This window comes from Chryseobacterium gwangjuense, from assembly GCF_021311115.1.
Lineage (GTDB): Bacteria > Bacteroidota > Bacteroidia > Flavobacteriales > Weeksellaceae > Chryseobacterium > Chryseobacterium gwangjuense.
This window is the reverse complement of record NZ_JAJTNP010000006.1, coordinates 182,648-204,960: the sequence shown is the minus strand read 5'-3', so window position 1 is coordinate 204,960 and position 22,313 is coordinate 182,648. Positions and strand designations below refer to the sequence as shown.

21 protein-coding genes and 1 tRNA gene are annotated in these 22,313 nt (G+C 33.9%); 13 read left to right on the top strand and 9 right to left on the bottom strand.

Annotated features, from left to right (window positions below; translation table 11 throughout):
• Positions 1–381 carry a VOC family protein gene (locus tag LV842_RS13270; RefSeq protein ID WP_233111927.1) on the top strand — a complete coding sequence of 127 codons (381 nt, stop codon included), beginning with the start codon at positions 1–3 and terminating at the stop codon, positions 379–381.
• A 40-nt stretch (positions 382–421) separates the two neighbouring features.
• Here LV842_RS13270 and LV842_RS13265 read toward each other — a convergent pair whose 3' ends face one another.
• Positions 422–1,630: a type IX secretion system plug protein gene (locus tag LV842_RS13265; protein ID WP_233111926.1), complete on the bottom strand. Its 1,209-nt coding sequence runs from the start codon at positions 1,628–1,630 to the stop codon at positions 422–424.
• A gap of 68 nt (positions 1,631–1,698) precedes the next feature.
• Between LV842_RS13265 and LV842_RS13260 the strand changes: the two genes are divergently transcribed.
• On the top strand, positions 1,699–2,337 hold the full coding sequence (locus LV842_RS13260; RefSeq protein ID WP_233111925.1) for an MBL fold metallo-hydrolase: 639 nt from the start codon (positions 1,699–1,701) through the stop codon (positions 2,335–2,337).
• A 49-nt stretch (positions 2,338–2,386) separates the two neighbouring features.
• Here the strand turns inward: LV842_RS13260 and LV842_RS13255 are convergent, their stop codons facing one another.
• The gene (locus tag LV842_RS13255) at positions 2,387–2,941 is read right to left on the bottom strand and encodes a thioredoxin family protein (RefSeq protein ID WP_233111924.1); all 555 of its coding nucleotides are present in this window, start codon (positions 2,939–2,941) and stop codon (positions 2,387–2,389) included.
• Positions 2,942–3,247: 306 nt separating this feature from the next.
• Here LV842_RS13255 and LV842_RS13250 point away from each other — a divergent pair, with 306 nt between their 5' ends.
• The 4 genes from LV842_RS13250 to LV842_RS13235 all read left to right on the top strand — a co-directional run bounded on the left by LV842_RS13250 (position 3,248) and on the right by LV842_RS13235 (position 10,273).
• The gene (locus LV842_RS13250; RefSeq protein WP_233111923.1) at positions 3,248–3,844 is read left to right on the top strand and encodes a TetR/AcrR family transcriptional regulator; all 597 of its coding nucleotides are present in this window, start codon (positions 3,248–3,250) and stop codon (positions 3,842–3,844) included.
• A 476-nt stretch (positions 3,845–4,320) separates the two neighbouring features.
• A complete protein-coding gene (locus LV842_RS13245) occupies positions 4,321–5,481 on the top strand; it encodes an efflux RND transporter periplasmic adaptor subunit (RefSeq protein ID WP_233111922.1) in 1,161 nt (386 codons plus the stop codon).
• A gap of 43 nt (positions 5,482–5,524) precedes the next feature.
• A complete protein-coding gene (locus tag LV842_RS13240; protein ID WP_233111921.1) occupies positions 5,525–8,707 on the top strand; it encodes an efflux RND transporter permease subunit in 3,183 nt (1,060 codons plus the stop codon).
• A gap of 153 nt (positions 8,708–8,860) precedes the next feature.
• Complete coding sequence (locus tag LV842_RS13235; protein WP_233111920.1) at positions 8,861–10,273, top strand: efflux transporter outer membrane subunit; 1,413 nt, start codon at positions 8,861–8,863, stop codon at positions 10,271–10,273.
• Positions 10,274–10,475: 202 nt separating this feature from the next.
• Here LV842_RS13235 and miaA read toward each other — a convergent pair whose 3' ends face one another.
• On the bottom strand, positions 10,476–11,399 hold the full coding sequence (miaA, locus tag LV842_RS13230) for a tRNA (adenosine(37)-N6)-dimethylallyltransferase MiaA (RefSeq protein ID WP_233111919.1): 924 nt from the start codon (positions 11,397–11,399) through the stop codon (positions 10,476–10,478).
• Positions 11,400–11,620: 221 nt separating this feature from the next.
• Here miaA and LV842_RS13225 point away from each other — a divergent pair, with 221 nt between their 5' ends.
• From LV842_RS13225 to LV842_RS13200, 6 genes are all read left to right on the top strand, one after another.
• Positions 11,621–12,466 carry a YicC family protein gene (locus tag LV842_RS13225; RefSeq protein WP_233111918.1) on the top strand — a complete coding sequence of 282 codons (846 nt, stop codon included), beginning with the start codon at positions 11,621–11,623 and terminating at the stop codon, positions 12,464–12,466.
• A gap of 67 nt (positions 12,467–12,533) precedes the next feature.
• Positions 12,534–13,097, top strand: coding sequence for a guanylate kinase (gene gmk, locus LV842_RS13220; protein WP_233111917.1), 564 nt, complete (start codon positions 12,534–12,536; stop codon positions 13,095–13,097).
• A gap of 122 nt (positions 13,098–13,219) precedes the next feature.
• Complete coding sequence (gene nadA, locus LV842_RS13215) at positions 13,220–14,239, top strand: quinolinate synthase NadA (protein WP_233111916.1); 1,020 nt, start codon at positions 13,220–13,222, stop codon at positions 14,237–14,239.
• Between the two features lie 49 nt (positions 14,240–14,288).
• A complete protein-coding gene (gene folB, locus LV842_RS13210) occupies positions 14,289–14,657 on the top strand; it encodes a dihydroneopterin aldolase (RefSeq protein WP_233111915.1) in 369 nt (122 codons plus the stop codon).
• A 36-nt stretch (positions 14,658–14,693) separates the two neighbouring features.
• Entirely contained in the window at positions 14,694–16,058 is a 1,365-nt protein-coding gene (locus tag LV842_RS13205) for a DUF4403 family protein (protein ID WP_233111914.1), read from the top strand.
• Between the two features lie 148 nt (positions 16,059–16,206).
• Positions 16,207–16,277, top strand: a tRNA-Cys gene (locus tag LV842_RS13200).
• Between the two features lie 238 nt (positions 16,278–16,515).
• Here LV842_RS13200 and LV842_RS13195 read toward each other — a convergent pair.
• Positions 16,516–17,400, bottom strand: coding sequence for a hypothetical protein (locus LV842_RS13195; RefSeq protein ID WP_233111913.1), 885 nt, complete (start codon positions 17,398–17,400; stop codon positions 16,516–16,518).
• Positions 17,401–17,702: 302 nt separating this feature from the next.
• On the opposite strand from LV842_RS13195, the gene LV842_RS13190 reads away from it, so the two are divergent.
• Positions 17,703–18,593 carry an AbiTii domain-containing protein gene (locus LV842_RS13190; protein ID WP_233111912.1) on the top strand — a complete coding sequence of 297 codons (891 nt, stop codon included), beginning with the start codon at positions 17,703–17,705 and terminating at the stop codon, positions 18,591–18,593.
• A 243-nt stretch (positions 18,594–18,836) separates the two neighbouring features.
• On the opposite strand, the gene LV842_RS13185 is transcribed toward LV842_RS13190, so the two are convergent.
• The 5 genes from LV842_RS13185 to LV842_RS13165 form a co-directional block, all read right to left on the bottom strand.
• The gene (locus LV842_RS13185) at positions 18,837–19,319 is read right to left on the bottom strand and encodes a DUF4468 domain-containing protein (protein WP_233111911.1); all 483 of its coding nucleotides are present in this window, start codon (positions 19,317–19,319) and stop codon (positions 18,837–18,839) included.
• 352 nt (positions 19,320–19,671) lie between these two features.
• Complete coding sequence (locus tag LV842_RS13180; RefSeq protein ID WP_233111910.1) at positions 19,672–19,932, bottom strand: hypothetical protein; 261 nt, start codon at positions 19,930–19,932, stop codon at positions 19,672–19,674.
• Between the two features lie 111 nt (positions 19,933–20,043).
• Positions 20,044–20,979: a hypothetical protein gene (locus LV842_RS13175; protein ID WP_233111909.1), complete on the bottom strand. Its 936-nt coding sequence runs from the start codon at positions 20,977–20,979 to the stop codon at positions 20,044–20,046.
• 102 nt (positions 20,980–21,081) lie between these two features.
• Positions 21,082–21,366 carry a helix-turn-helix domain-containing protein gene (locus LV842_RS13170; protein WP_233111908.1) on the bottom strand — a complete coding sequence of 95 codons (285 nt, stop codon included), beginning with the start codon at positions 21,364–21,366 and terminating at the stop codon, positions 21,082–21,084.
• Between the two features lie 99 nt (positions 21,367–21,465).
• Positions 21,466–22,296: a hypothetical protein gene (locus LV842_RS13165; protein ID WP_233111907.1), complete on the bottom strand. Its 831-nt coding sequence runs from the start codon at positions 22,294–22,296 to the stop codon at positions 21,466–21,468.
• Between the last annotated feature and the right edge of the window lie 17 nt (positions 22,297–22,313).

Genomic DNA, 22,313 nt, shown 5'->3' with positions numbered 1-22,313 from the left:
ATGATTTTCCGTTACGCAAGACATACTAACCAACTTGAAAGTCTGATAAAATTTTATACTCAAATATTAAATTTTGATATTTTAGGAAGTTTTCAAGATCACGATGGTTACGATGGTGTTTTTCTTGGAAAAAACGGTGAAAAATGGCATCTTGAATTTACTCAGTCTTCTGAAGAACCCAAATCGGTTTTTGATGAAGATGACATTTTAGTCTTTTATCCGGAAAGTACAGAAGAGTTTGAACAAATTACAGAAAATTTAAAAACTTTTAATGTGCCTCTGGTTGAACCTAAAAACCCCTATTGGAAAGAAAACGGAATCTGTTTTGAAGACTCTGATTATTTCAAAATAATTGTTTCGAAACAGAAACTAAACCCATAAAAAAATCTCCCGGCTTATATAAACCGGGAGATTTTTTTTATTATCTAATCGGTGTTCTAAATTCACCGTATCCCATTAAACCGTCATAATTTCTGCCAAAAGGAGCGTAATACAAAAAGCCTTGGTAAAGATTTTCTGTCTGCCAGAAATTTCCATTGACTTCACCGAAATTCAGGGATCCGTTTGCTTCCTTCGTTGCCAAAACATAATTATAAAAACCTTGTTTTAGATATATTTTTGCTACATATTTTTTAGTAGCTTCATCATATTGCATCTGACATTCTTTAGAAGGTTTATAACCATTGAAACCTCCTAAAACATACAACTCTTTTTCCATAGGATCTGAATCTATTGAAAAATAAACCCATGAATAATCAGCCTCTTTCTCAGCATTTCTTTCGAGCCCCAAATCATTTCGTCTGTAATACCAAGCTCCGTTTACATCGGGTTGATATTGATAATTCAGAGGATATGCCCAAACCGGATGAAGATAGGTATGATTTACTCCGTCTTTCACTTCCGTTGCACGCACCATATCTGCAGCCATGTTCATGTTTTTATTATCAAAATAATAAAATTCATTATTTCCGGGAAAAGAAAGATTGGTTTGTTGAAAAAGCAGTTTACTGCCCAATGTTGCACTTGGTTTTAAATTGTTAACAGCCACATTCGGATTGTTATTCTGCATAACATTCAGACTCATCGAATTTACATTTGAAGATAAGTCGCCGCCTTTCGAAACTACCTGCACCTCTACTCTTTGGTTGATATTGGGATTTTTATCTGCAAATCTTGAAACTTCCAGAGCTACAGCAGCATTATCTTCCACGACATAGAAGCGTCTTTTGAAAAGAGGCTTTTCAGCAGAATCTTTATAAACGATCAATTCAAAATTTCCTGAAATTTTAGGCTGTATTTTTTCATTAGGAAATGTCAACTTATAATGAGTGTACGCTTGTAATGTATTAAATGAATATTGAAAATTATCAAGTAATCCGTTCAAACTTCCATTCGCAAATTCAGTAAAGAAAAGATTGTCGTCTTCCCAGTTTCTGTTATAATGCTTTATGGTATATCTGTAAATTTCGCTGCCATTGGTAAGATCATCAAAACTTAAAACCAGCGTCTCGTTCATTTTGATTACCGGTGTCTCATCGTTGGTTTGAGGATTAAAAAGCTGAATACTTTGGATATTTTGTCCAAACATCAGTCCGCTCAAAGAAAATAAAAGTAATTGCAAAGTTTTCATTATGACGAAGATAACGAAAAATACCCATTTTCTCCATAATATTGTATTTTTGGGGAAAATATTCAATTATGCTTCATATCCAGAGATTCGTGTTCAATTTTGCCAGTGAAAATACGTATATCCTTTATAACGATAATAAAAATGCATGGATTATTGATCCGGGAAATATGAATGAGCAGGAAACTCATGTTATCAGCAACTTTATCACTGAAAATAAATTAAACATTGAAAAAATTCTTTTAACCCATGCTCACATCGATCATGTATTAGGCTTACAATGGGCTTTCGACATCTTTAAAACGCCTGTTATTTTACATAAGGATGATCAGGAAGTTTTGGATATGCTTTCGGCAAGCGGTGCCAGATTCGGATTCCAGGTCCCTCCTGTGAAAGTAGAAACACAATATGTGAATGAAGGTGATGAACTTGATCTTGACGGAGAGCAATTTAAAATTTACCATGTTCCAGGACACTCTCCAGGAAGTGTGGTGTATCATAATGAAGTCAAAAAATTCATGATTTCCGGTGACGTTCTTTTTGAAGGAAGTATTGGAAGAACGGATTTATACAAAGGAAATTATGAGCAATTAATTACCGGTATTAAAACAAAATTGTTCATCCTTGATGATGAAACCCAAGTTTTCTCCGGTCATGGAAATTCTACAACAATCGGATTTGAAAAACAACACAATCCTTTTCTTACATAAAAAAAAGCCGTCAGAATCTGACGGCTTTTCATTTTTATAGTGTTCAATTTTATTTCCACTTAATATTGCAACCCATGCTTGGTCTCTGAATTTCTTCCTGAGCTTCACCCAACAAAAGATTTTCAAAAGCAATAATTAAATCTTCTCCAGTTACATCTTTATTATTTCCCGGTCTTGAATCATCCATTTGCCCTCTGTAGACAAGGTCCAATTTCTCATCAAAGAAAAAGAAATCCGGTGTACAAGCTGCATCATAAGCTTTTGCAATTGCCTGGCTTTCGTCATACAAATAAGGAAAATCAAAATTTCTTTCAATTTGGAATTCGATCATTTTTTCCGGCGAATCTGCAGGATATTTCTCTACATCATTAGAGTTTATTGCGATAAATTCGATCCCTCTTTCATTGTAGTCTTCATATAATTCGTTTAATTTATCAATGACATGAAGAACAAACGGACAATGGTTACACATAAAGATTACCAATGTACCTTTTTCTCCTTTCAGATCATCCAATGACTGAATTTCGTTTGTTTTTGACGGGTTGGGAAGCTCAAAAAATGGTGCTTTCGTACCCAGATCGATCATATTTGAGGGCGTATTCATAACTTTTTATTTAGCCACAAAGATAAAAATTTCTTTCATTAAAGTAAGGAAGCGTGAAGCAGGAAGATGAAAGTTTAGGGAATTTAAAAAAATTTAACCCAATTGAACTAAACTATCGACCTCATTAATTTTTACAATAATTCAGATATTAGTAACTTAAAGTAACCTAAGACACCTATTCTATCAGCATTCATTCAAATTAAAAAAGTTCTCCAAACCTTTCGTTAAAAATTAAATGCAAAAAATTGTTTGGAAGATATGTTCAAAAGTTAGTAGTTTTGCTAACACTGTTAGTAATAAAAAATCATGGGTCTACATGAACGTCGACAAAGAGAAAAAGAAAATATACGCACCAGCATTCTGGACGCTGCTTTCTCTTTGGCTAAAACTGAGGGTTGGGCTTCACTTTCCATGAGAAAAATTGCCGATGCCATTGAATACAGTGCACCGGTAGTTTATGATTATTTTGAAAACAAGGAAGCTATTTTATACGAGATCTCGTTAAATGGTTTCAATTGTTTGCACATAGAATTGTTAAAAGCCCAGAGAGAACACGACGCTCCGGATGAACAATTGAAAGCTATTGTAGATGCTTACTGGAAGTTTGCATTCAAAAACAAAGAGTACTATCAATTGATGTTCGGATTGGGAATGCAATGTAGCGGAAAAGGAATGATGAAAGAAGAATTTTCATCTTTTCAGGACATGCTTTACGATTGCACGTATGAAATTATCAAGAAAAACGGATCAAACCCTGACAATGCCTGTCACATGTCTCACGCCCTGTTTTCAGCAGTACACGGATTGATCTCGATTATGATGATGCGTAATGATGATATTCCTTCTACGATGAACAAGACGACTTTAGATGAAACGGTTTCTGCTTTCATTAAGTCTTTGTAATTTTTTTTGAACCCAAAATTAACACCGTTAGGAATATTAACACTGAATTAATATACAGTATTTATTTAAAAATTAAAAAAACATCATATGTAAGATTTGAAAATTAATCGTAAAAATTAATTTTTTTTACAATTTCAATTAACACCGTTAGTAAAAATAACACAATTTACACCTCATCTTAACTATACTTAAACCAACATTAAAAACAATTTTCTATTATGAAATATGATTTTTTCACATTAATTCTTGCGATTTTATTTCCTTATCATTAACACTGTTAAGAAAAATAACATGCAAAACCATTCAAACCAAAAAACATCTAAAAATTGTAATCATGAAAACAACAATTTAAGCAAGATTAAGAATTCTGAAATTTTTTTTGAACAAACCATTAACACTGTTAGAAAATATAACGGAATTCAAATTTAAAAACAACATTATTTAATTTAACACTTCATTAAAAATTTAAACTTAAAATGAAAATATTTGGAAAAACGAGGATCATCGTACTTATATCAAGTATTATCCTTTTACAAAACTGCACAAAGGCCGCCGAAGGATCAAATATGGCTCCTCCAGCTCCCGAACTGCCTGTTTATACCGTAATTACGTCTCCCGCTACTACATATCAGGAATTTCCAACAGCTTTAGAAGGGAAAAACAATGTGGAAATCAGATCGCAGGTGGACGGTTATTTAGATAAAATTTATGTGGAAGAAGGCGCTTATGTAAGAGCCGGACAACCTTTATTTAAAATAGATTCAAGAGCTTACGGAGAGCAAATGAATATGGCCTCTGCCAATCTTCAGGCCGCTAATGCTAACATTCAAAAAGCAAAAGTAGAAGTTGACAGATTGGAACCTCTTGTTGCTGCAAAAGTAGTTTCTGATGTACAATTGAGAACGGCAAAAGCAAATTACGCAGCCGCGGTTGCAGCCGCTTCACAAGCAAGAGCTTCAGTTGGAAGCGCTAAGATTAACGTTGGATTTACCACCATCACAGCACCGGTAAGCGGATATATCGGAAGAATCCCTTACAAAAAAGGAAGTTTGATCTCGAGAACCGACGCGAATCCATTGACTTTATTATCTGATATCAGTGAGATCTATGCCTACTTTTCTTTAAGTGAGCTTGATTTTATTGCTTTCCAAAATAAATATCAGGGAGCGACCTTAGAAGAAAAACTGAAAAATATGCCAATGGTAGATTTAGTAATCGCAGACAACAGTGTTTATCCTCAAAAAGGAAAAATGAGCATTGTTGACGGGCAGTTTGATAAAACAACCGGAGCCATCAGCGTTCGTGCAGTTTTTCCAAATGCCAACGGAACTTTGAGAACAGGAAATACGGGAAGAGTTCGTATGCCTCAGTTAATGTCTAATGCATTGGTGATTCCACAAGAGTCTACGTTTGAAATTCAGGATAAGACTTACGTTTATGTGGTCGGAAAAGACCAGAAAGTGACTAGCAAACCGATAAAAATTTCCGGAAAAACTGAGAACTATTACTTTATTTCTGAAGGTGTACAACCGGGAGAAAAAATCGTATATGTTGGGTTAGGTAACTTAAAAGACGGAGCTTCTATTAAGCCCAAAGCAATTTCTTCTGACAGTTTGTTGAAAGCAAAACCATTGTAAACATCCTATTCACAATACAGAAGACTAAAAAAATAAACTTCTTATGTTAAAACAATTTATAGAAAGACCGGTACTTTCAACGGTCATCTCCATAATACTTTTATTATTGGGGGCTTTGTCCCTCTTTAATTTACCCATCGCGCTCTTTCCGGATATTGCACCACCAAGTGTTCAGGTGACGGCTTTTTATCCGGGAGCAAATGCGGAAGTTGTGGCTCGTTCAGTGGCAACACCGATTGAAGAAGCCGTGAACGGAGTTGAAAATATGACTTATATGACATCAAATTCCAGTAATGACGGAACGATGACGTTAAGTGTATTTTTCAAACAGGGTGCCGATGCAGATAATGCTGCGGTAAATGTTCAGAACCGTGTCTCCAAAGCAATGAGCCAACTTCCACAAGAAGTTGTACAGGCCGGAATTTCAACCCAGAAAGTTCAGAACAGTATGATTATGTTTATGGGATTATCAAGTGATGATCCGAAACAATATGATGAACTTTTCTTGCAGAATTATTTGAAGATTAATGTTATTCCTCAAATTCAGCGTATTCCTGGGGTTGCTCAGGCACAGGTTTTCGGAACACGAGATTATTCAATGCGACTTTGGCTAAAACCAGACAGATTAGCTGCTAACGGACTTTCGCCACAGGAGGTTTTGAATGCAGTAAAAGATCACAACCTGGAAGCAGCTCCTGGTCGTTTGGGACAAGGAAGTAAAGAAACCTACGAATATATTTTAAAATATAAAGGTAAATTAAACAAAAACGAAGACTACGAGAATATTGCCATTAAAGCCAATAGCGACGGTTCTTTCCTAAGACTGAAAGACGTGGCAAGAGTAGAATTCGGATCTTATACTTACACCGCAGCTAACAGAGTTGACGGAAAACCGGTTGCCGGATTTGCCATTCTTCAAACTGCAGGATCAAACGCAAACGAAATCTTAACTGAAATTGAAAAACAGGTTGATCAGATGAAAACCACACTTCCAAAAGGAGTGGAACCGATCATCATGTACAATTCTAAAGATTTCCTGGATGCATCCATTCATCAGGTAGTTGAGACCTTGGTCATTGCATTTATCCTGGTATTTATTGTAGTGTATATTTTCCTTCAGGATTTCAGATCTACATTAATTCCTGCAATTGCTGTTCCGGTTGCAATTATCGGAACATTCTTCTTCCTACAGTTATTTGGATTCAGTATCAATATGTTGACATTGTTTGCATTGGTACTCGCCATTGGTATTGTTGTGGATGATGCAATTGTAGTCGTTGAAGCGGTCCATTCTAAAATGGAACGTACAGGAATGCCGGTAGAACATGCAACGATGAGCTCAATGAGTGAAATTTCCGGTGCCATTATTTCCATTACATTGGTGATGTGTGCCGTATTTATTCCGGTTGGTTTCATGCAGGGACCTGCGGGAGTTTTCTACAGACAGTTTGCCTTTACATTGGCGATTGCAATTTTAATTTCTGCTATTAATGCATTAACATTAAGCCCGGCTTTATGTGCAATGTTCCTGAACGATCCTCAAGGAGAACACGGTGAGCATGGTAAAAAAACAGGTTTTGGAGCAAGATTTTTCAATGCTTTCAATGCTAGTTTTGATAACATGACGAAAAAATACATCTATAGCCTTAAGTTTTTAATTAAGAACAAATGGGTTGCCATTGGAGGTTTAGCCATTCTGATTGCAGGAAGTGTTTTTCTGATTAAAAAAGCACCTTCAGGATTTATTCCTACAGAAGATCAAGGTTTCGTGTTGTACGCAGTGAATACTCCTCCGGGAAGTTCATTAGATAGAACACATAAAGCTACAGAACAAATTGATCAAATCATCAATGGTGAAAAAGCTAAGAATCACCTTTGGGTAGCCGACGGAATGAACTTTATCAGTAACGCCAATGCTTCTCCTTATTCTGCAGGATTTATTAAGTTAAAAGATTATGATCAACGTGGTGAAGTAAAAGATCCTGATCAGATCGCTGCTACATTAACGGGTAAAGTATCACAGGTAAAAGATGCCAATGCATTCTTCTTCAACTTCCCTACTGTTCAGGGATTTGGTAACGTTTCCGGTTTTGAATTTATGCTTCAGGATAAAACCAACGGCTCCTTCGAACAATTAGGAACAACAACCCAGGCATTTATCGGAGAATTGATGAAACGTCCGGAAATTGCGTTTGCTTTTACAACTTACGCAGCTGGAAATCCACAATATACGATTGATGTAGATTCAGACAAAGCAAATCAGCTGGGAGTTTCGATTACAGAATTGATGCAGACCATGCAGATTTATTACGGAAGTAGTTTTGTTTCAGATTTCAACAGATTCGGGAAATATTACAGAGTAATGGCTCAGGCAGATATTCCGTATCGTACGGATGCAAATTCTCTGGAAGGAATCTATGTTAAAAATAAATCAGGCGAAATGGTTCCTGTGAAAACATTAGTGACTTTAAAAAGAACTTTCGGACCTGAAACCGTAACAAGAAACAACTTATTCAACGCGGTTACCATCAACGGAACTCCAAAACCTGGCTACAGTACCGGAGACGCCATTAAAGCGGTGGAAGAAACTGCTCAGAAATCACTTCCAAGAGGTTTCGGATATGAATGGACCGGAATTACCCGTGAAGAAATCAAGACAAGCGGACAAACTACATTTATCTTCGCATTAAGTATTCTTTTTGTTTATTTCCTACTGGCAGCTCAATATGAAAGTTATATACTTCCGTTTGCTGTTATTCTAACCATTCCAACAGGGATTTTCGGGGTATTTGCTTTCACAGGATTAGCCGGAATTGATAATAATATTTATGTTCAGGTCGGATTGATCATGCTCGTCGGATTATTAGCCAAAAATGCCATTCTGATTGTAGAATTTGCCGTTCAGAGAAGAAATGCAGGAAGAAGTTTAATTGAAGCTGCTCTTCAGGCTTCAAGATTACGTTTAAGACCGATCTTAATGACCTCATTTGCGTTCATCGTGGGTATGTTACCATTGGTTTGGTCACAAGGTGCAGCTGCAAAAGGGAATCATTCTATCGGTATCAGTACTGTTGGAGGAATGTTCACGGGAGTAGTATTCGGAATTTTCATTATTCCTGTCATGTTTGTGATTTTCCAATACTTACATGAAAAAATGCCGAGCAGAAAAAAGAAAAGACTTCAAAGACAAAAACTTGAGCAAGAACTTTTAAGTCCGGCTCATTAATAAAATGATTGACAAAACTTTGAGAATACAATAGAGAAGTAAACTATTCAAACTAATATCATATAACGCAAAGCATTTTCTCCTACTAAAGACTTCTTTGCAAAATCCAATTTCTCAAAGTTTTGTAATCAATTAAAAGCTTATTTAAAAAATATGAAAAGAATAATTAATATCATCATCGCTTTTGGATTGGCTTTAGGTTCGGTCTCCTGTGTGTCAAAAATGGCATTCAAGGAGCCTGAGCTTGAGCTTCCGGAAACGTTCAACTATACCGCAACTGCTGATACAGCCAGCGTTGCCAACTTAGAATGGAAAGAATTTTTCAGTGACCCAATGTTGCAAACCCTGATTGAAAAAGGGATTAAAAACAATTACGATTTACAGATTGCTTTAAAACAAGTCGCTTCATCACAGGAAAAATTAAAACAGGCAAAATATCTTCAATATCCTGATGTGGGTTTCGGAGTTTCAGCGCAGATTTCAAAACCTTCAAAAAACAGCATGAACGGACAGAGCTTAAATCTATTTTTAGGTCAAAGTCATGTTGAAGATTATAATGCAGCGTTCAACCTTTCATGGGAAGCCGATATTTGGGGAAAGATCAAAAATCAACAGGAAGTTTCAAGAATGCAGTACCTGCAAACTTATGAAGCTACAAAAGCAATTCAGACACAAGTTGTTGCAGCGATTGCTCAGGGATATTACAATTTATTGATGCTTGACAAACAATTACAGATTGCCAAATCAAACTTAGAATTAAGCACAAATACCCTTTCCATTACAGAAAAAATGTGGAAAAGTGGTGATACCACTTCGTTGGGAGTTCAACAGGCAACCGCACAAAAGCAGTCTACAGAACTTCTGATTACACAATTAGAACAAAATATTGCGATTCAGGAAAATGCATTGAGTATTTTGATTGGTGAAAATCCAAACAAGATTACCAGAACTATTGAAATGTCTGACACTTCTTTACCTCAGGACATTTCTGCAGGACTTCCTGCAGCCATGGTAAGCCGTCGTCCAGATGTTCGTCAGCAAGAACTGGTATTGTTAGAATCCAATTCAATCGTAGGAATTGCTCAGGCAAATATGTATCCTTCATTGAAAATTACTGCAAACGGAGGAGTGAACTCATTTAAATTTGACAACTGGTTTCAGATTCCGGCTTCATTGTTCGGTTCTGTTTTAGGAGGAATTACTCAGCCTATTTTCCAGAAAAGACAATTGAAAACGGATTTGAATGTTGCTAAAATTCAGAGAGAGAAAAACGTATTGGCATTCCGTCAATCTGTTTTAAATGCTGTTGGTGAAGTTTCTGATGCTTTGGTTTCTAACGAAAGCTTAAAAGTTCAGGAACAAAAAGCTACCGAACAAGTGACAACCTTAAAAAATGGAATTAAAAGTGCCGAAATGCTTTACAAAGGCGGAATGGCAAACTATTTAGAAGTAATAACAGCTCAGGGAAATTCTCTGCAGGCAGAGCTGAATCTTGCATCCGTAAAAAGACAGAGATTAAGCAGCATTGTAGATTTGTACCGAGCATTAGGAGGCGGTTGGAAGTAGTAAATTAAATTATATTGTTAATGGAATGCGGTCTTTCGGGATCGCATTTTTATTTTATAATTAGATATTAGGTCAAAGAACAAAGCAAATCGATAAAGCTTCTGGTAAAGAAAGCTTCGTAAGAATCAATGAAGTTGATTCCATTCTTTGCTCCTTTAAAAATATTCAGAATTAAAAATAAATCTTTGCGTCAAAAAAACTTTTAGTGAATTGATGTTTGTCCATTAATATACCCAATCAGTCCATCAAAATCCTCCTGAGAATATCCCAAAGGCAAATAATGAATATCATCCGCTTTTCGGTACCATGTCAACTGGCGTTTTGCATATCTTCGGCTGTTTTTCTTAATTTCAGAAACGGCAAAATCCAATTCCCATTCACCATCAAAATATTTGAATAGTTCAGAGTAACCAACCGTTTTCAATGCCGTCAAATCTTTAAATTCTTCCAGACTTTTTGCTTCCTCCAACAATCCTTTCTCCATCATCATATCCACTCTCCTGTTGATTCGGTCGTACAATTCTTCTCGTGGCGCTTCAATTCCGATTCTGATGGTTTTAAAATCTCTGGAATCTTGTGAAACAGCAATTTGTTCAGAATATTTTTTATTGGTTTGCCAAATAACATCAATGGCCCGTAAAAGCCTTCTGTGATTATGAAAATCAACTATTGCAAAATATTCGGGATCGAGTTCTTTTAAAATTTCCTGAAGTTTTTCAATTCCTTCGGTTTCAAGAATTTCATGTAGTTTTTTCTGATTGTCTTCATCAGCTTCCGGCAAATCATTCAACCCTTCGATTACCGCTTTTTCATACATCATACTTCCGCCAACCAAGATGACCGTATCATGATTTTGAAAAAGTTCATTGAGTTTTTTCAACGCATCTTCTTCATATTGCCCAATTGAATAATATTCCTGAACCGAAAGATTCCCGATAAAATGATGAGGTGCTTCCGCCAATTCCTCTGCAGAAGGTGCTGCTGTACCAATTTCCATCCCTTTAAAAAACTGCCTGGAATCACAGGAAATAATCTCTGTATTGAAATGTTGAGCCAAATCAATTGCCAGTTTCGTTTTACCAATTCCGGTGGGTCCTACTACAGAAATCAAATTTTTCTTTTTCACAGCGCTAATTTACGAAATTGAGATAATTTGAATTTTATTTTTCTGAATTTGCCGGAAGATGGAAGTCTGAAGTTTGAAGCTGGAAGTTTAAGACTTACCGTTATTTATATTGAAAACAATCTTCCCTCTTCCCTCTTCTAGCTTCCTACCATTGCACTTTAGTTAAACTATAGACTTAAATGATTATCTTTGTACGACAATAAAAAACTATGATTTTATCAATGACCGGATTCGGCAGAGCCGAAGATGTTTTTGAAGGAAAAAAAATTACAATAGATATTAAATCATTGAACAGCAAAAGCTTTGATTTGAATATTAAAATTCCTTTGCGATATAAAGAAAAAGAATTTGAAGTAAGAAAAATTCTAAACGATAGACTCATCCGTGGAAAAGTAGATTGCTATGTTAATATAGAGAATCTTGAAGAAACCAACGATGTGAAAATCAACAAAGGGTTAATTGATTCATACATCAATCAGCTTCGCGAAGTTGCTGCGGACGGACCCGATTTTGAGTATCTGAAAATGGCGGTAAGACTTCCTGATGCCATCACTTCAAGACCCGATGAATTGGCAGAAGGTGAATGGGAAGCATTGGCAAAAATTGTAAATACAGCTATTGATCGTTTTGAAGAATTCAGAAAAACGGAAGGAAAAATTCTACATGAGGAATTAGAAAGAAACATTCAGAATATTGATAAAAACTTAGCTGAAGTGATTCCTTTTGAAGAAGAAAGAATCATTGCTGTGAGGGAACGTTATCAAAAAACTTTAAAAGAATTTGAAAACGTTGATGAAACTCGTTTTTATCAGGAAATGGCTTATTTCACAGAGAAACTGGATATTTCCGAAGAAAAAGTGAGATTGGCTCAGCACTTAAAATATTATAAAGAAGTAATGGACAATGAAGATTTCAATGGAAAAAAACTTGGTTTTATTTCTCAGGAAATCGGTCGTGAAATCAATACTTTAGGATCAAAAGCTAATCACGCACAAATTCAGAAACTGGTAGTGATGATGAAGGATGATTTGGAAAAAATTAAAGAACAGACGTTAAACGTATTATAATAGTTGCTAGTTAATCGTTGACAGTTGCTGGAAAACAGGCAACCGAAAACAAGCAACCAACAACCATATGGATAAAGTTATCATATTTTCAGCACCGTCTGGAAGCGGAAAAACTACATTAGTAAAACATTCTTTGGAGGTATTTAATGAGCTGCAGTTCTCAATTTCTTGCACAACAAGGCAGCCGAGAGGAAGTGAAACTCACGCAGTAGATTATCATTTTTTAACACCGGATGAATTCAGACAGAAAATTACGGAAGATGCTTTTGTAGAATTTGAAGAAGTTTATACGGATAAATATTACGGGACTTTAAAATCTGAAGTTGAAAAAATCTGGAATCAGGGAAAAGTTGTTATTTTTGATGTTGATGTAAAAGGCGGAATTTCCCTAAAAAAATATTTTGGAGAAAAAGCATTGTCAATTTTCATTGAACCCCCTTCCATTGAAGAATTGGAACGAAGATTGATTTCAAGAAACACAGATGATGCAGAAACCATAAAAACCCGTGTAGCAAAAGCAGAAGAAGAAATGTCTTATGCTAATGAATTTGACAAAATTGTCATCAATACGGATTTGGACGAAGCAAAAAGAGAAATAGAAAGTTTAATAAAAAATTTTATCGGAAGTTAAAAGAATGGAAGCCTGAACCAGGAAGATGAAAGTTTGATGATTATTTTAAATTCGAACATTTCAACTTCTAATTTCTAACCCCAAACTTCTAACTTCTATATTCAAAAAACATTGAGGTTGATATGAGTACAGAAACATTAGAAAAAGCTAAATCTACAATTCCGGTAAAAGGATTTTTGGATATAAAAGATTTAGTGATTCCTCAAGGAGAAGAGCTTGTAAAAGCAATTCTTAAATTAAAAGAAGAAAAAAATGCGGTCATTTTAGCGCATTATTACCAACCCGGAGAAATTCAGGATATCGCTGATTTCCTTGGAGATTCTCTACAATTGGCAAGACAGGCAAAAGATACCAATGCCGATATGATTGTATTCTGTGGAGTACATTTCATGGCAGAAGCTGCAAAAATTCTGAATCCAACGAAAAAAGTAGTTCTTCCGGATACGATGGCAGGATGTTCTTTGGCAGACGGATGCTCAGGAGAAGGATTGAGAAAAATGCGTGAACAGCACCCAAATGCTTTGGTAGCGACTTACATCAATTGTAATGCGGAAACTAAGGCTGAAAGTGATATCATTGTAACAAGCTCAAACGCTGAAACAGTGATTGAAGCTCTTCCAAAAGACAGACCAATTATCTTCGCTCCAGATAAAAATTTGGGAAGATATTTATCTCAAAAAACAGGTCGCGATATGATTCTTTGGGATGGGAGCTGTATCGTTCATGAGGCGTTTTCTATGGAGAGAATTGCAAAACAATTGGCCGACAATCCTGATGCAAAATTAATTGCTCACCCGGAAAGTGAAGAAGCCGTTTTAAAACTGGCTCACTATATCGGTTCTACATCTGCCCTATTGAATTATGTTGAACAAGACGATTGCCAGAAATTCATCATTGCCACAGAAGAAGGAATTTTGCACGAAATGAGAAAACGTGCTCCTCATAAAGAATTGATTCCTGCTTTAGTTTTTGATGAAAGCTGTAACTGTTCAGAGTGTTTCTATATGAAACGTAATACAATGGAAAAACTGTATTTATGTATGAAATATGAGCTTCCTGAGATATTGATCGACGAAGAATTGAGATTAAAGGCATTGAAACCCATCGAAGCAATGCTTGATTTATCAAAATCAATTAAATAGTATAAAGCGAGTTAAATACTCGCTTTTTTTAACCTTACAAACTAAAAATATGAGCAAAATATATCTTGAAGATTTAAAAATATATGCTTATCACGGAGTTCTCCCCGAAGAAAACATTATCGGAACGTATTATATTTTAAATCTCGAAATTCATACCGATCTTTGGAAGGCTGCAGAATCAGATGATTTGAATGACACCATCAGTTATGCAGATATTAACCAAATCATTCATGACGAGATGGAAATCAAATCTAAATTATTGGAACATGTAGCAGGAAGAATCATTTCCAGTATTCATGAAAAATTTTCGCAGATTGATTATATTAAATTAAAAATTACCAAAACAGCTCCTCCTATGCAAGGTGAAATGAAAGGCGCGAGTATTGAATTGGAACAAAGCTTTAAACCTGTAAATTAATTTATTCCTTAATTTAGTTTTATAAAAATCACACCATTGAAGTTCATCAAAATATTTTTTCTGGTTAGTTTCATCAATATCTTTGGACAAACCAATGTTGATAATCAAGCTACAGCTTACAATTTCCCGAAGATAAAATCCAATGTTACCATGCCGGTAACAATTCCTCTTGCGGAAATTAGCAATATGATTAATGCTTCCGTAAAAGAGCTTATCTATCAGGACGATTCTTATACGGATAACAATAATGATCAGTTTAAGGTAAAAGTATGGAAAACCCGACCTATACGATTAGTCGGAGGAACCAATAATAACCTTTTAATAGAAGTTCCTTTAAAAATCTGGGCAGAAAAAGGTATCGGAACATTGGGCATCTACACCTATCAAAACACAACTTTTGAAACGGTAATGTCTTTTAATACTACGTTGAATTTTCAAAACAATTGGACGATTGCTACCAGTACGAAACCGAACGGCTTCAGATGGGTAACAAAACCGGTTTTAGATTTCGGAAAAATTCAAATCCCTATTACCTCTTTAGTGGAAAAAAACCTGAAAGAACAACAGGAAAAATTCTGCAAGACTATTGATCAGCAAATGGCAACACAACTGAATTTCCAACAGTATGCAGTGATGGCCTGGAACGTTTTTTCACAACCTTTCAATATTTCGCAAGAATATAATACCTGGCTAAAAGTCTCTCCTATTACCGTAAATATTACTCCGCTAAAATTTTATGCCAATCAGATCAACACTAGCATTGGTATTGATATTTATTCCGAAACGTTTACAGGAACTAAACCGGAAGCTTCACAACCCATAAAAACAGCCTCAAACTTCAATTTCTCGCCTAAACTAGCCGATAATTTTTTACTGCAAACCACAGCCAATATTCCTTATACGGAAGCCAGTAATATCGCAAAAAAAACATTTTTGAATAAAGAATTCGATGTAAGAGATTCCAAAGTAAAAATTACGGACATCAGAGTATACGGAATAGATGATAGAATTATGATTGAGGCTCAGACCGAAGGATACATAAAAGGAACCTGCATTATCTCGGGAATTCCGGTGTATGATGAAATAAAAAGAAAAATTGTACTCTCAGAAACCAAATTCAAGCTTAAGACTTCCAATATTATACATAAAACCGCCTCTGTTTTATTCCAGGGAAAAATTGTAAAAATGATCGAAGAAGAGTACGGCATCCCTACAGAAGATCTGGAAAACAGTTCTAAAAAAAGCATTGAAGAAGCTTTCAACAAAGAATATTATAAAGGATTAAAAATGAGCGGAAGAGTTTTTAACCTGAAACCCACAAAAATACTTTTATCATCATCTGCTATTACTGCCGTTATTGATACCAATGCTTCTTTAAAATTAATATTAAACGGAATTTGATATATCCGCAGCACAATATCAGTATTTGTTTTAAAATTTATCCGACTGATAAACAGATAAAAAGAATTCCTGTCATAGAAATCTACCCTAAAATTTTTGTTGAATAATATATTTTACTATATTTGCACACCTCAAAAATGGTAAAAACGGTGCTTTGGCCGAGCGGCTAGGCAGTGGTCTGCAACACCATCTACAGCGGTTCGAATCCGCTAGGCACCTCACAACAAAACCCTAATTCATTTACATATAATGTCTTAGGGTTTTTTGCTATAAGTATTTCCCGATATTTTCCCGATAAATTAAAATTTGCCTTTTTTTTCGGTAATATTTAGTCAGAAAAAAAGCCTTTAATATACGCTGATGTTCCCCTGGATTTCAAGAATGGGTAAATAATAATAAAAAAAATAATTGAGAGAAGAAAAATAAATCTTACTTCTTAGAGGAAATAAAAAGTTTGTTAAGTTAATTTATCCAGTGATATTTTACTTTTAAAAAAATCATACGTAGATTGTTGAGAAGGTATTTCATCCCCCAAAAGATCAGCTAGATCACTTACATATCTATAAAAATCTCCAGGGCTAATTTGTCCACCCTCCCTTTTGTTATTTAAATAATTTTCAAACATATCATTTAAATAATCTGAATTAGCCTTAATATTAGGACTTGAATTTCTGAACTTGTTATTAACTAAATTATTATTTTTACTTGAACGTAAACCTCTAAGTTCATTTTTTATATCTCTAAGACTTTCTAAAACAAATTGACTATCAGTGATCTCTTGTGTTTGTATGCCCTTCACAATAAATTTACCAAAACTATCTAAATACATTGAATGATTGGTTTTTTTAGACTCTGTATAGGTAGCAGATAATTTAGATTTTAATTCAATTTTAAAATCTTCAATATCATAATATCTTAAATCTTTAGGATAATTAATATGAGCGATAGGGCTTGTATCAAAAGAATAACCTGTAATATTGTCTTTCACAATTACCGCAGCCTTATCAAACGCTAGCCTTAATCCAAGTTCAAACATTACATTAGGATTCTTTGAACTTACATCGCAAATTACAATATCATCATCAAAAACATTTTGTACAATATTCTTTTGAATTATTCTAACATCATCACTGTCGCTTACAAGTCGAGTACGAAAACCAGCATCTTCACCAACAGAAATATAAAGTCTTTTCAATTCTTCCCAATGACCAGCAGGATAACCTTCTGTATCTGCAATTGGCATAATCAAACCACATACGGGACGATCATCTTTCTGTTCTTCTTGATTTTCAATTAATGAGGTTTTTTCAGGGGTCCCATCCTGTTTCTTTGTATTACTCATGTCAGTAGTTTTTAGAAAGCCAAATATAATTAAAAATCCCCGACCGTAGCCGAGGATAAAAACTAATAACCATGAAAACTCAAATTAAAATATGAGAATTGAGTACAAAATTAAATGATAATATATTTTTCAGCAATCGGACATATCAATGAATACTATTGTGAATTTCATTTATATTCAATTGTACTTCTATCATGCATTATAAAATGTGTTTTGGTTTTATTGATTATGTGACATTACAAGCCTTAAAAGATAAATGGAATGAGTAAATAATCTTTTGTATATTCGGAAAAACTAAAAATATGATAAAGCAATTAATTACAGATATTGCATACGATAATATTACTCTGACCCAAGCATTAACGAGAGCCAAACTCATAGAATCAAAGATTAAAAATAAATCTTTTAAAGATTGGCTAAAAAATGAAATAGAAGGTTACGATTCACTTGAAGTACCAGAATATCGAATAGTAGTCGCGCCCATAGTTTTAATTGCAGAATTTCAAACGAGTCAACAAATCAAGATTAATGTTAATCTGCCTGATACGTTTGATAAAGAAGCAATTGAAATTTCAAAATTTCATAAAATATTAATGCCTATTTCTACTATAGAGAATAGTGTAAAAAACGTTGAGGGCCCTGAGTGGAACATGAAACTTAGTATTGAACAGGTAGAAGTATTCAGTCAATTATACATCAAAAATGTAAAATCGCAAGGTGGATGGATAAGAAAAGGATATAGAACACTTGCAAAACTGCACTTTCAAAATGTTTTAGATCTCACAAAACAAAAATTATTAGATATACTTATGGATTTAAACGAACAATTTCCAGACTTAGAAAATGATTTTGAAAACTCTAAACTAAATAATGAAGCGGTTTCAAATATCATTACAAATAACATATACGCACCTAACAACAATCTGAACAATGCAGCTGGTAACAATATATCTATAAAGTCTGAATACACAAACACTCTATCTCCGATTCAAGAAAAAAATTTAAAGGATTTAGGAGTTAACGATATCGAGATTCAACAATTAAATACAATCCTGGCTGAAAATAATAAAGACAAACCTGAATTCGGAAAAAAACTGATGGCATGGTGTGCTAGTGTTGGTTCATCCCTAGCTGGTAGAGGCATTTATGACGCACTTCCAAAAATTAGTGAATTTATAACTCAATTGATGTAAACTTAACCCAATCTAAACACAGAGAATAAGACACTTAACACAAAAATATGAAAGCTAACTTTTTAGTACTTAGTGCCATATTTATGGAATAGTGTAGGAACATTATTTTTTTTAATTTTATAAGAAATTTACCTTATTTTGCCGTTTTTTTTGTAAGTTATGAATTTTTCAATGTAATTTATTTTTGTATCGAAAAATAAAAAAGGGCTATTATATTAACCCTTTTCTGTTATCTTAATCTAATCAATTATTATTGAGAATTGATTTTATTGATAAATAATTTCGTTCACTATATTCTCTCATTCGATTATACACTTTGATTCTCCAACCTTTTGTTTGCGATGTATTCACATTAGGTTCCTCATCGGTTGTTATGATACCAAAACTTTTACTACCATGTGAACGATGTTCAAAATTATCCATCTTTATCGTAAGTTGATTTTTTCCTATATCCGTTATTGTCAGAGAATAATATATCATGCCATCAACTGTTTTATTAGCACCCCATGAAAATGGGATATCAAAGCCAAAAGCCGCTTTAAGCACAATTATCCCCTCCTCTTTGTCTTTGTATTGAATAACCTTGCTAGCATCATTATAGCTCTGCGCTATCTTTATCATAGCACTTTGATAGGTTCCTGAAATTGTGTCTTGATAAGATAATTGTTGAGAAAATAAGTTTGCATTAATAAACAACAAGGCAAACACAAAAAAAACTTTTTTCATTACTGATCTATTTAAATTTTATTAATCACTATCAAACAGACCTATACAAAAAAAGAACGTGGGTCTGTACATTATCGGAGTAAGGTACGACCAAGCACCCACAGACCAACAATAAGCACAGCCCACGCATAGCATGGGCATTTGCTTATCATTCAACGGTCTGTAATTTTATTTGGTCGTTTTTACTCCATCGAATAATAGCTAACGCTATATTTCTAATATTATATGTAAAGATAGAGAATTATTAAAGAATAGCAATACAAAGAAAGTTGCTATAATTTTTCAGGTAATTTTAAAGATTCATTGTTTCGGTTGTTAACTCTCTTTAAGTTAACAATAAAATGAAAAGATATTAATCAAATCCTGTTTCAAATGGGAATTGTAATTGACCGGGCTTATTATTTCTTTTTTCATAAGCTTTCCTATTATTTCTTTTATTACTGTCCATATTTCTTATGTTTTTGCAAATACGCTCCATTTGTCGATCTTCAGTTTGTTGCTTACCTTTCGATGTTAAGAATTTCAATTGTAGAAATTTATATATTTCCGGCTCATTATCTCGATAATATTTCAAGCCTGTAATAAATAAAAACCTACTACTTTTTTTCTGCATTGAAATATTTAAGCCTGTTACAATACATCTGTTACAATGTGCAGATTCCAAGTTTATCAATTGAGAGTTCATTTTATTGGTTCGTTGTTTTTCCGTATTTATGGTACTTTGCTATGTGGATTTTGCACATTCTGAGAATGACGTTAATTTGTCAATAATTAAAATCTTAATTTGTTTATGCAGATTATCTTTATCATTCAGGATTCCGTAATATTTCTCTTTATTAGAATTGAAAGTATTCCGGTGTTTAGTCATTAAAATATTCCAAAAATCCAATCTTTTTGCATCTTGAATAAATTGGCGGTCTTCTCTTTTATAAGTGTCCAATTCGTTTGTTTTAAGATTGACATTGACCAATAAAATCAATTCCCATTCGTTTAAAATATTTTGAATTAAACTGTTGTAAACTTCCAACCTCATCAAATCAGAAATGGTATTTATTCCACAGGTTTTTATATACTTCGTCTGTTTACTTTTTATTTCAAAACGGAAAGTGTTTGGATTTATATCGTATTTTGGAAATTCTATAAACTGCAAACCTTTAGCATATGCCTTTATTTCTTTAAATGTTGTTGTGTCTGATTTCCTGTAATATGGCAACTTACAGTTAGGAACTTTGAAAAGTGTTCTCTTATATAGAAAAAGACCATCAATAAGTTGTTTGACATCCATGTCTGGGACAATATTAACTCCAAATTCGATATTACACACTTTTAGCCTGTCACATTCGTGAGGTTTTATATTCAAGTATGTAACAATATCAGAAATTGCGTTCGTAGCCTGCAAAGGATTAAAATCATTTCCGTTATGTTTGTATTGATTATTGTGATAATGAGGGCTTAAATTCATGTCTAAATAACTGTAACCTATCAATATACCTTTATCTATTGCCTTTCGGAAATCAAAGCTTAATTTCAATCCAAATTCAGAATGTTTGAAAGAATCATAACAGTTTGTTTTCGGTTTGCAAGGCATAATATTCTCATTATTTAAAAGCCTTTGTATTATATCCTGATCAACCACTCTCAATTTCAAATTATCAATCATAGTTTTCTATCTTTGGGATGTTGTAATAGTTGCCACTGTTACATATTTTGAACAAAAAAGGGAGTTGTTTATCTACTCCCTTTTTTATCAAATGGCAATTCTTTAACTCAACTTGTTTTGATTGATTAATTGCTCAACTTCGCTTCGCTTAAAATAAACACGATTCTGCATTCCATAGCTAGGAATAACATTTTCTTTCCGCCATCTATGGAGTGTCGATAAATCGATTTTGAGAAGTTTACACACTTCGGAACGCGTAAGATATTCCGTTGGTTGGACAGGTTGGAATTGCGTTGAAAGCTTAGCTGTTAATTCCGGGATCAAAGAATTTTTTAATTCCATGATTAGGTCGGTCGGATGAATTCCGACAAATTGAATTGTACTCATAATTTAATAATTGTTTATTATGGGTACAAAGTAAAAATAGAGTTATTCCGTAGTTATTCCGTAGTTATTACTATTTTATTCTAGAGCAACTAAAGTCTGTTATCCTTTAGAATTATTATACGATATTTTAAGATTATCAAGTGTCATTTGATGTTTTGGGCTTACACCTTTGATTTCCGACTTCTTATAGTCAAATTCAAAGAGAAGCATAATTAATCTTTTGTAGGCAGCTTGCTCTATTTTAATATCATCAACATTAAAATAATAATAAATTTGGTTGTATTTTGTAAGATTTGTGAATTTTTTGTAAGTCGATGTAAAGTTATCAGAGAAGTACTTTAATAAATTAACCATATCTCCATCACCTGAGAAAACGACATTTATCATTTGCTGCAATTCGGTATTTTCATTAATATAGTGAGCAGGAGTATTAATTCCTTGAAGCTCAGACAAACTACTTTCTAGCCATTTTTTGTAAAGAAAATACTTCGCATAAACATAATCTGAATCATGATTAAAGTAATCAAATACCTCAAAGTCATTTTGGTATTTCAAGTTACTATTATAATAATTATTTTCTAGCCTTAAAAACTCATAGTAGCTTGATTGAATATTTTTATCAATTGCATCAAAGATATTTAAGGTCCTTGTTTTAGAAATAAATGTTTCCAATTCTTCAATTTCTTGTTCATAAAAAATTTCATTACTCAGCCCCTTACATTTTTTTTCCAAAAAATGTTTTTGCATGACTTCAAACCATCTTTGAGCATAAAGCTTTTCAAATCGTTCAATTAAGTTCTGTTTATCTTTTGGAATTGGTATTTCAGAAAATTTTGTACCCTCAATTAGTATCGGGTTTCTTAGCTCATCCTCTTTTGTTGCAATTCTTTCTACACGTATTGATTGCTCATATTTATCAGATTCTTTCATTGTAAAACCGAATTTTC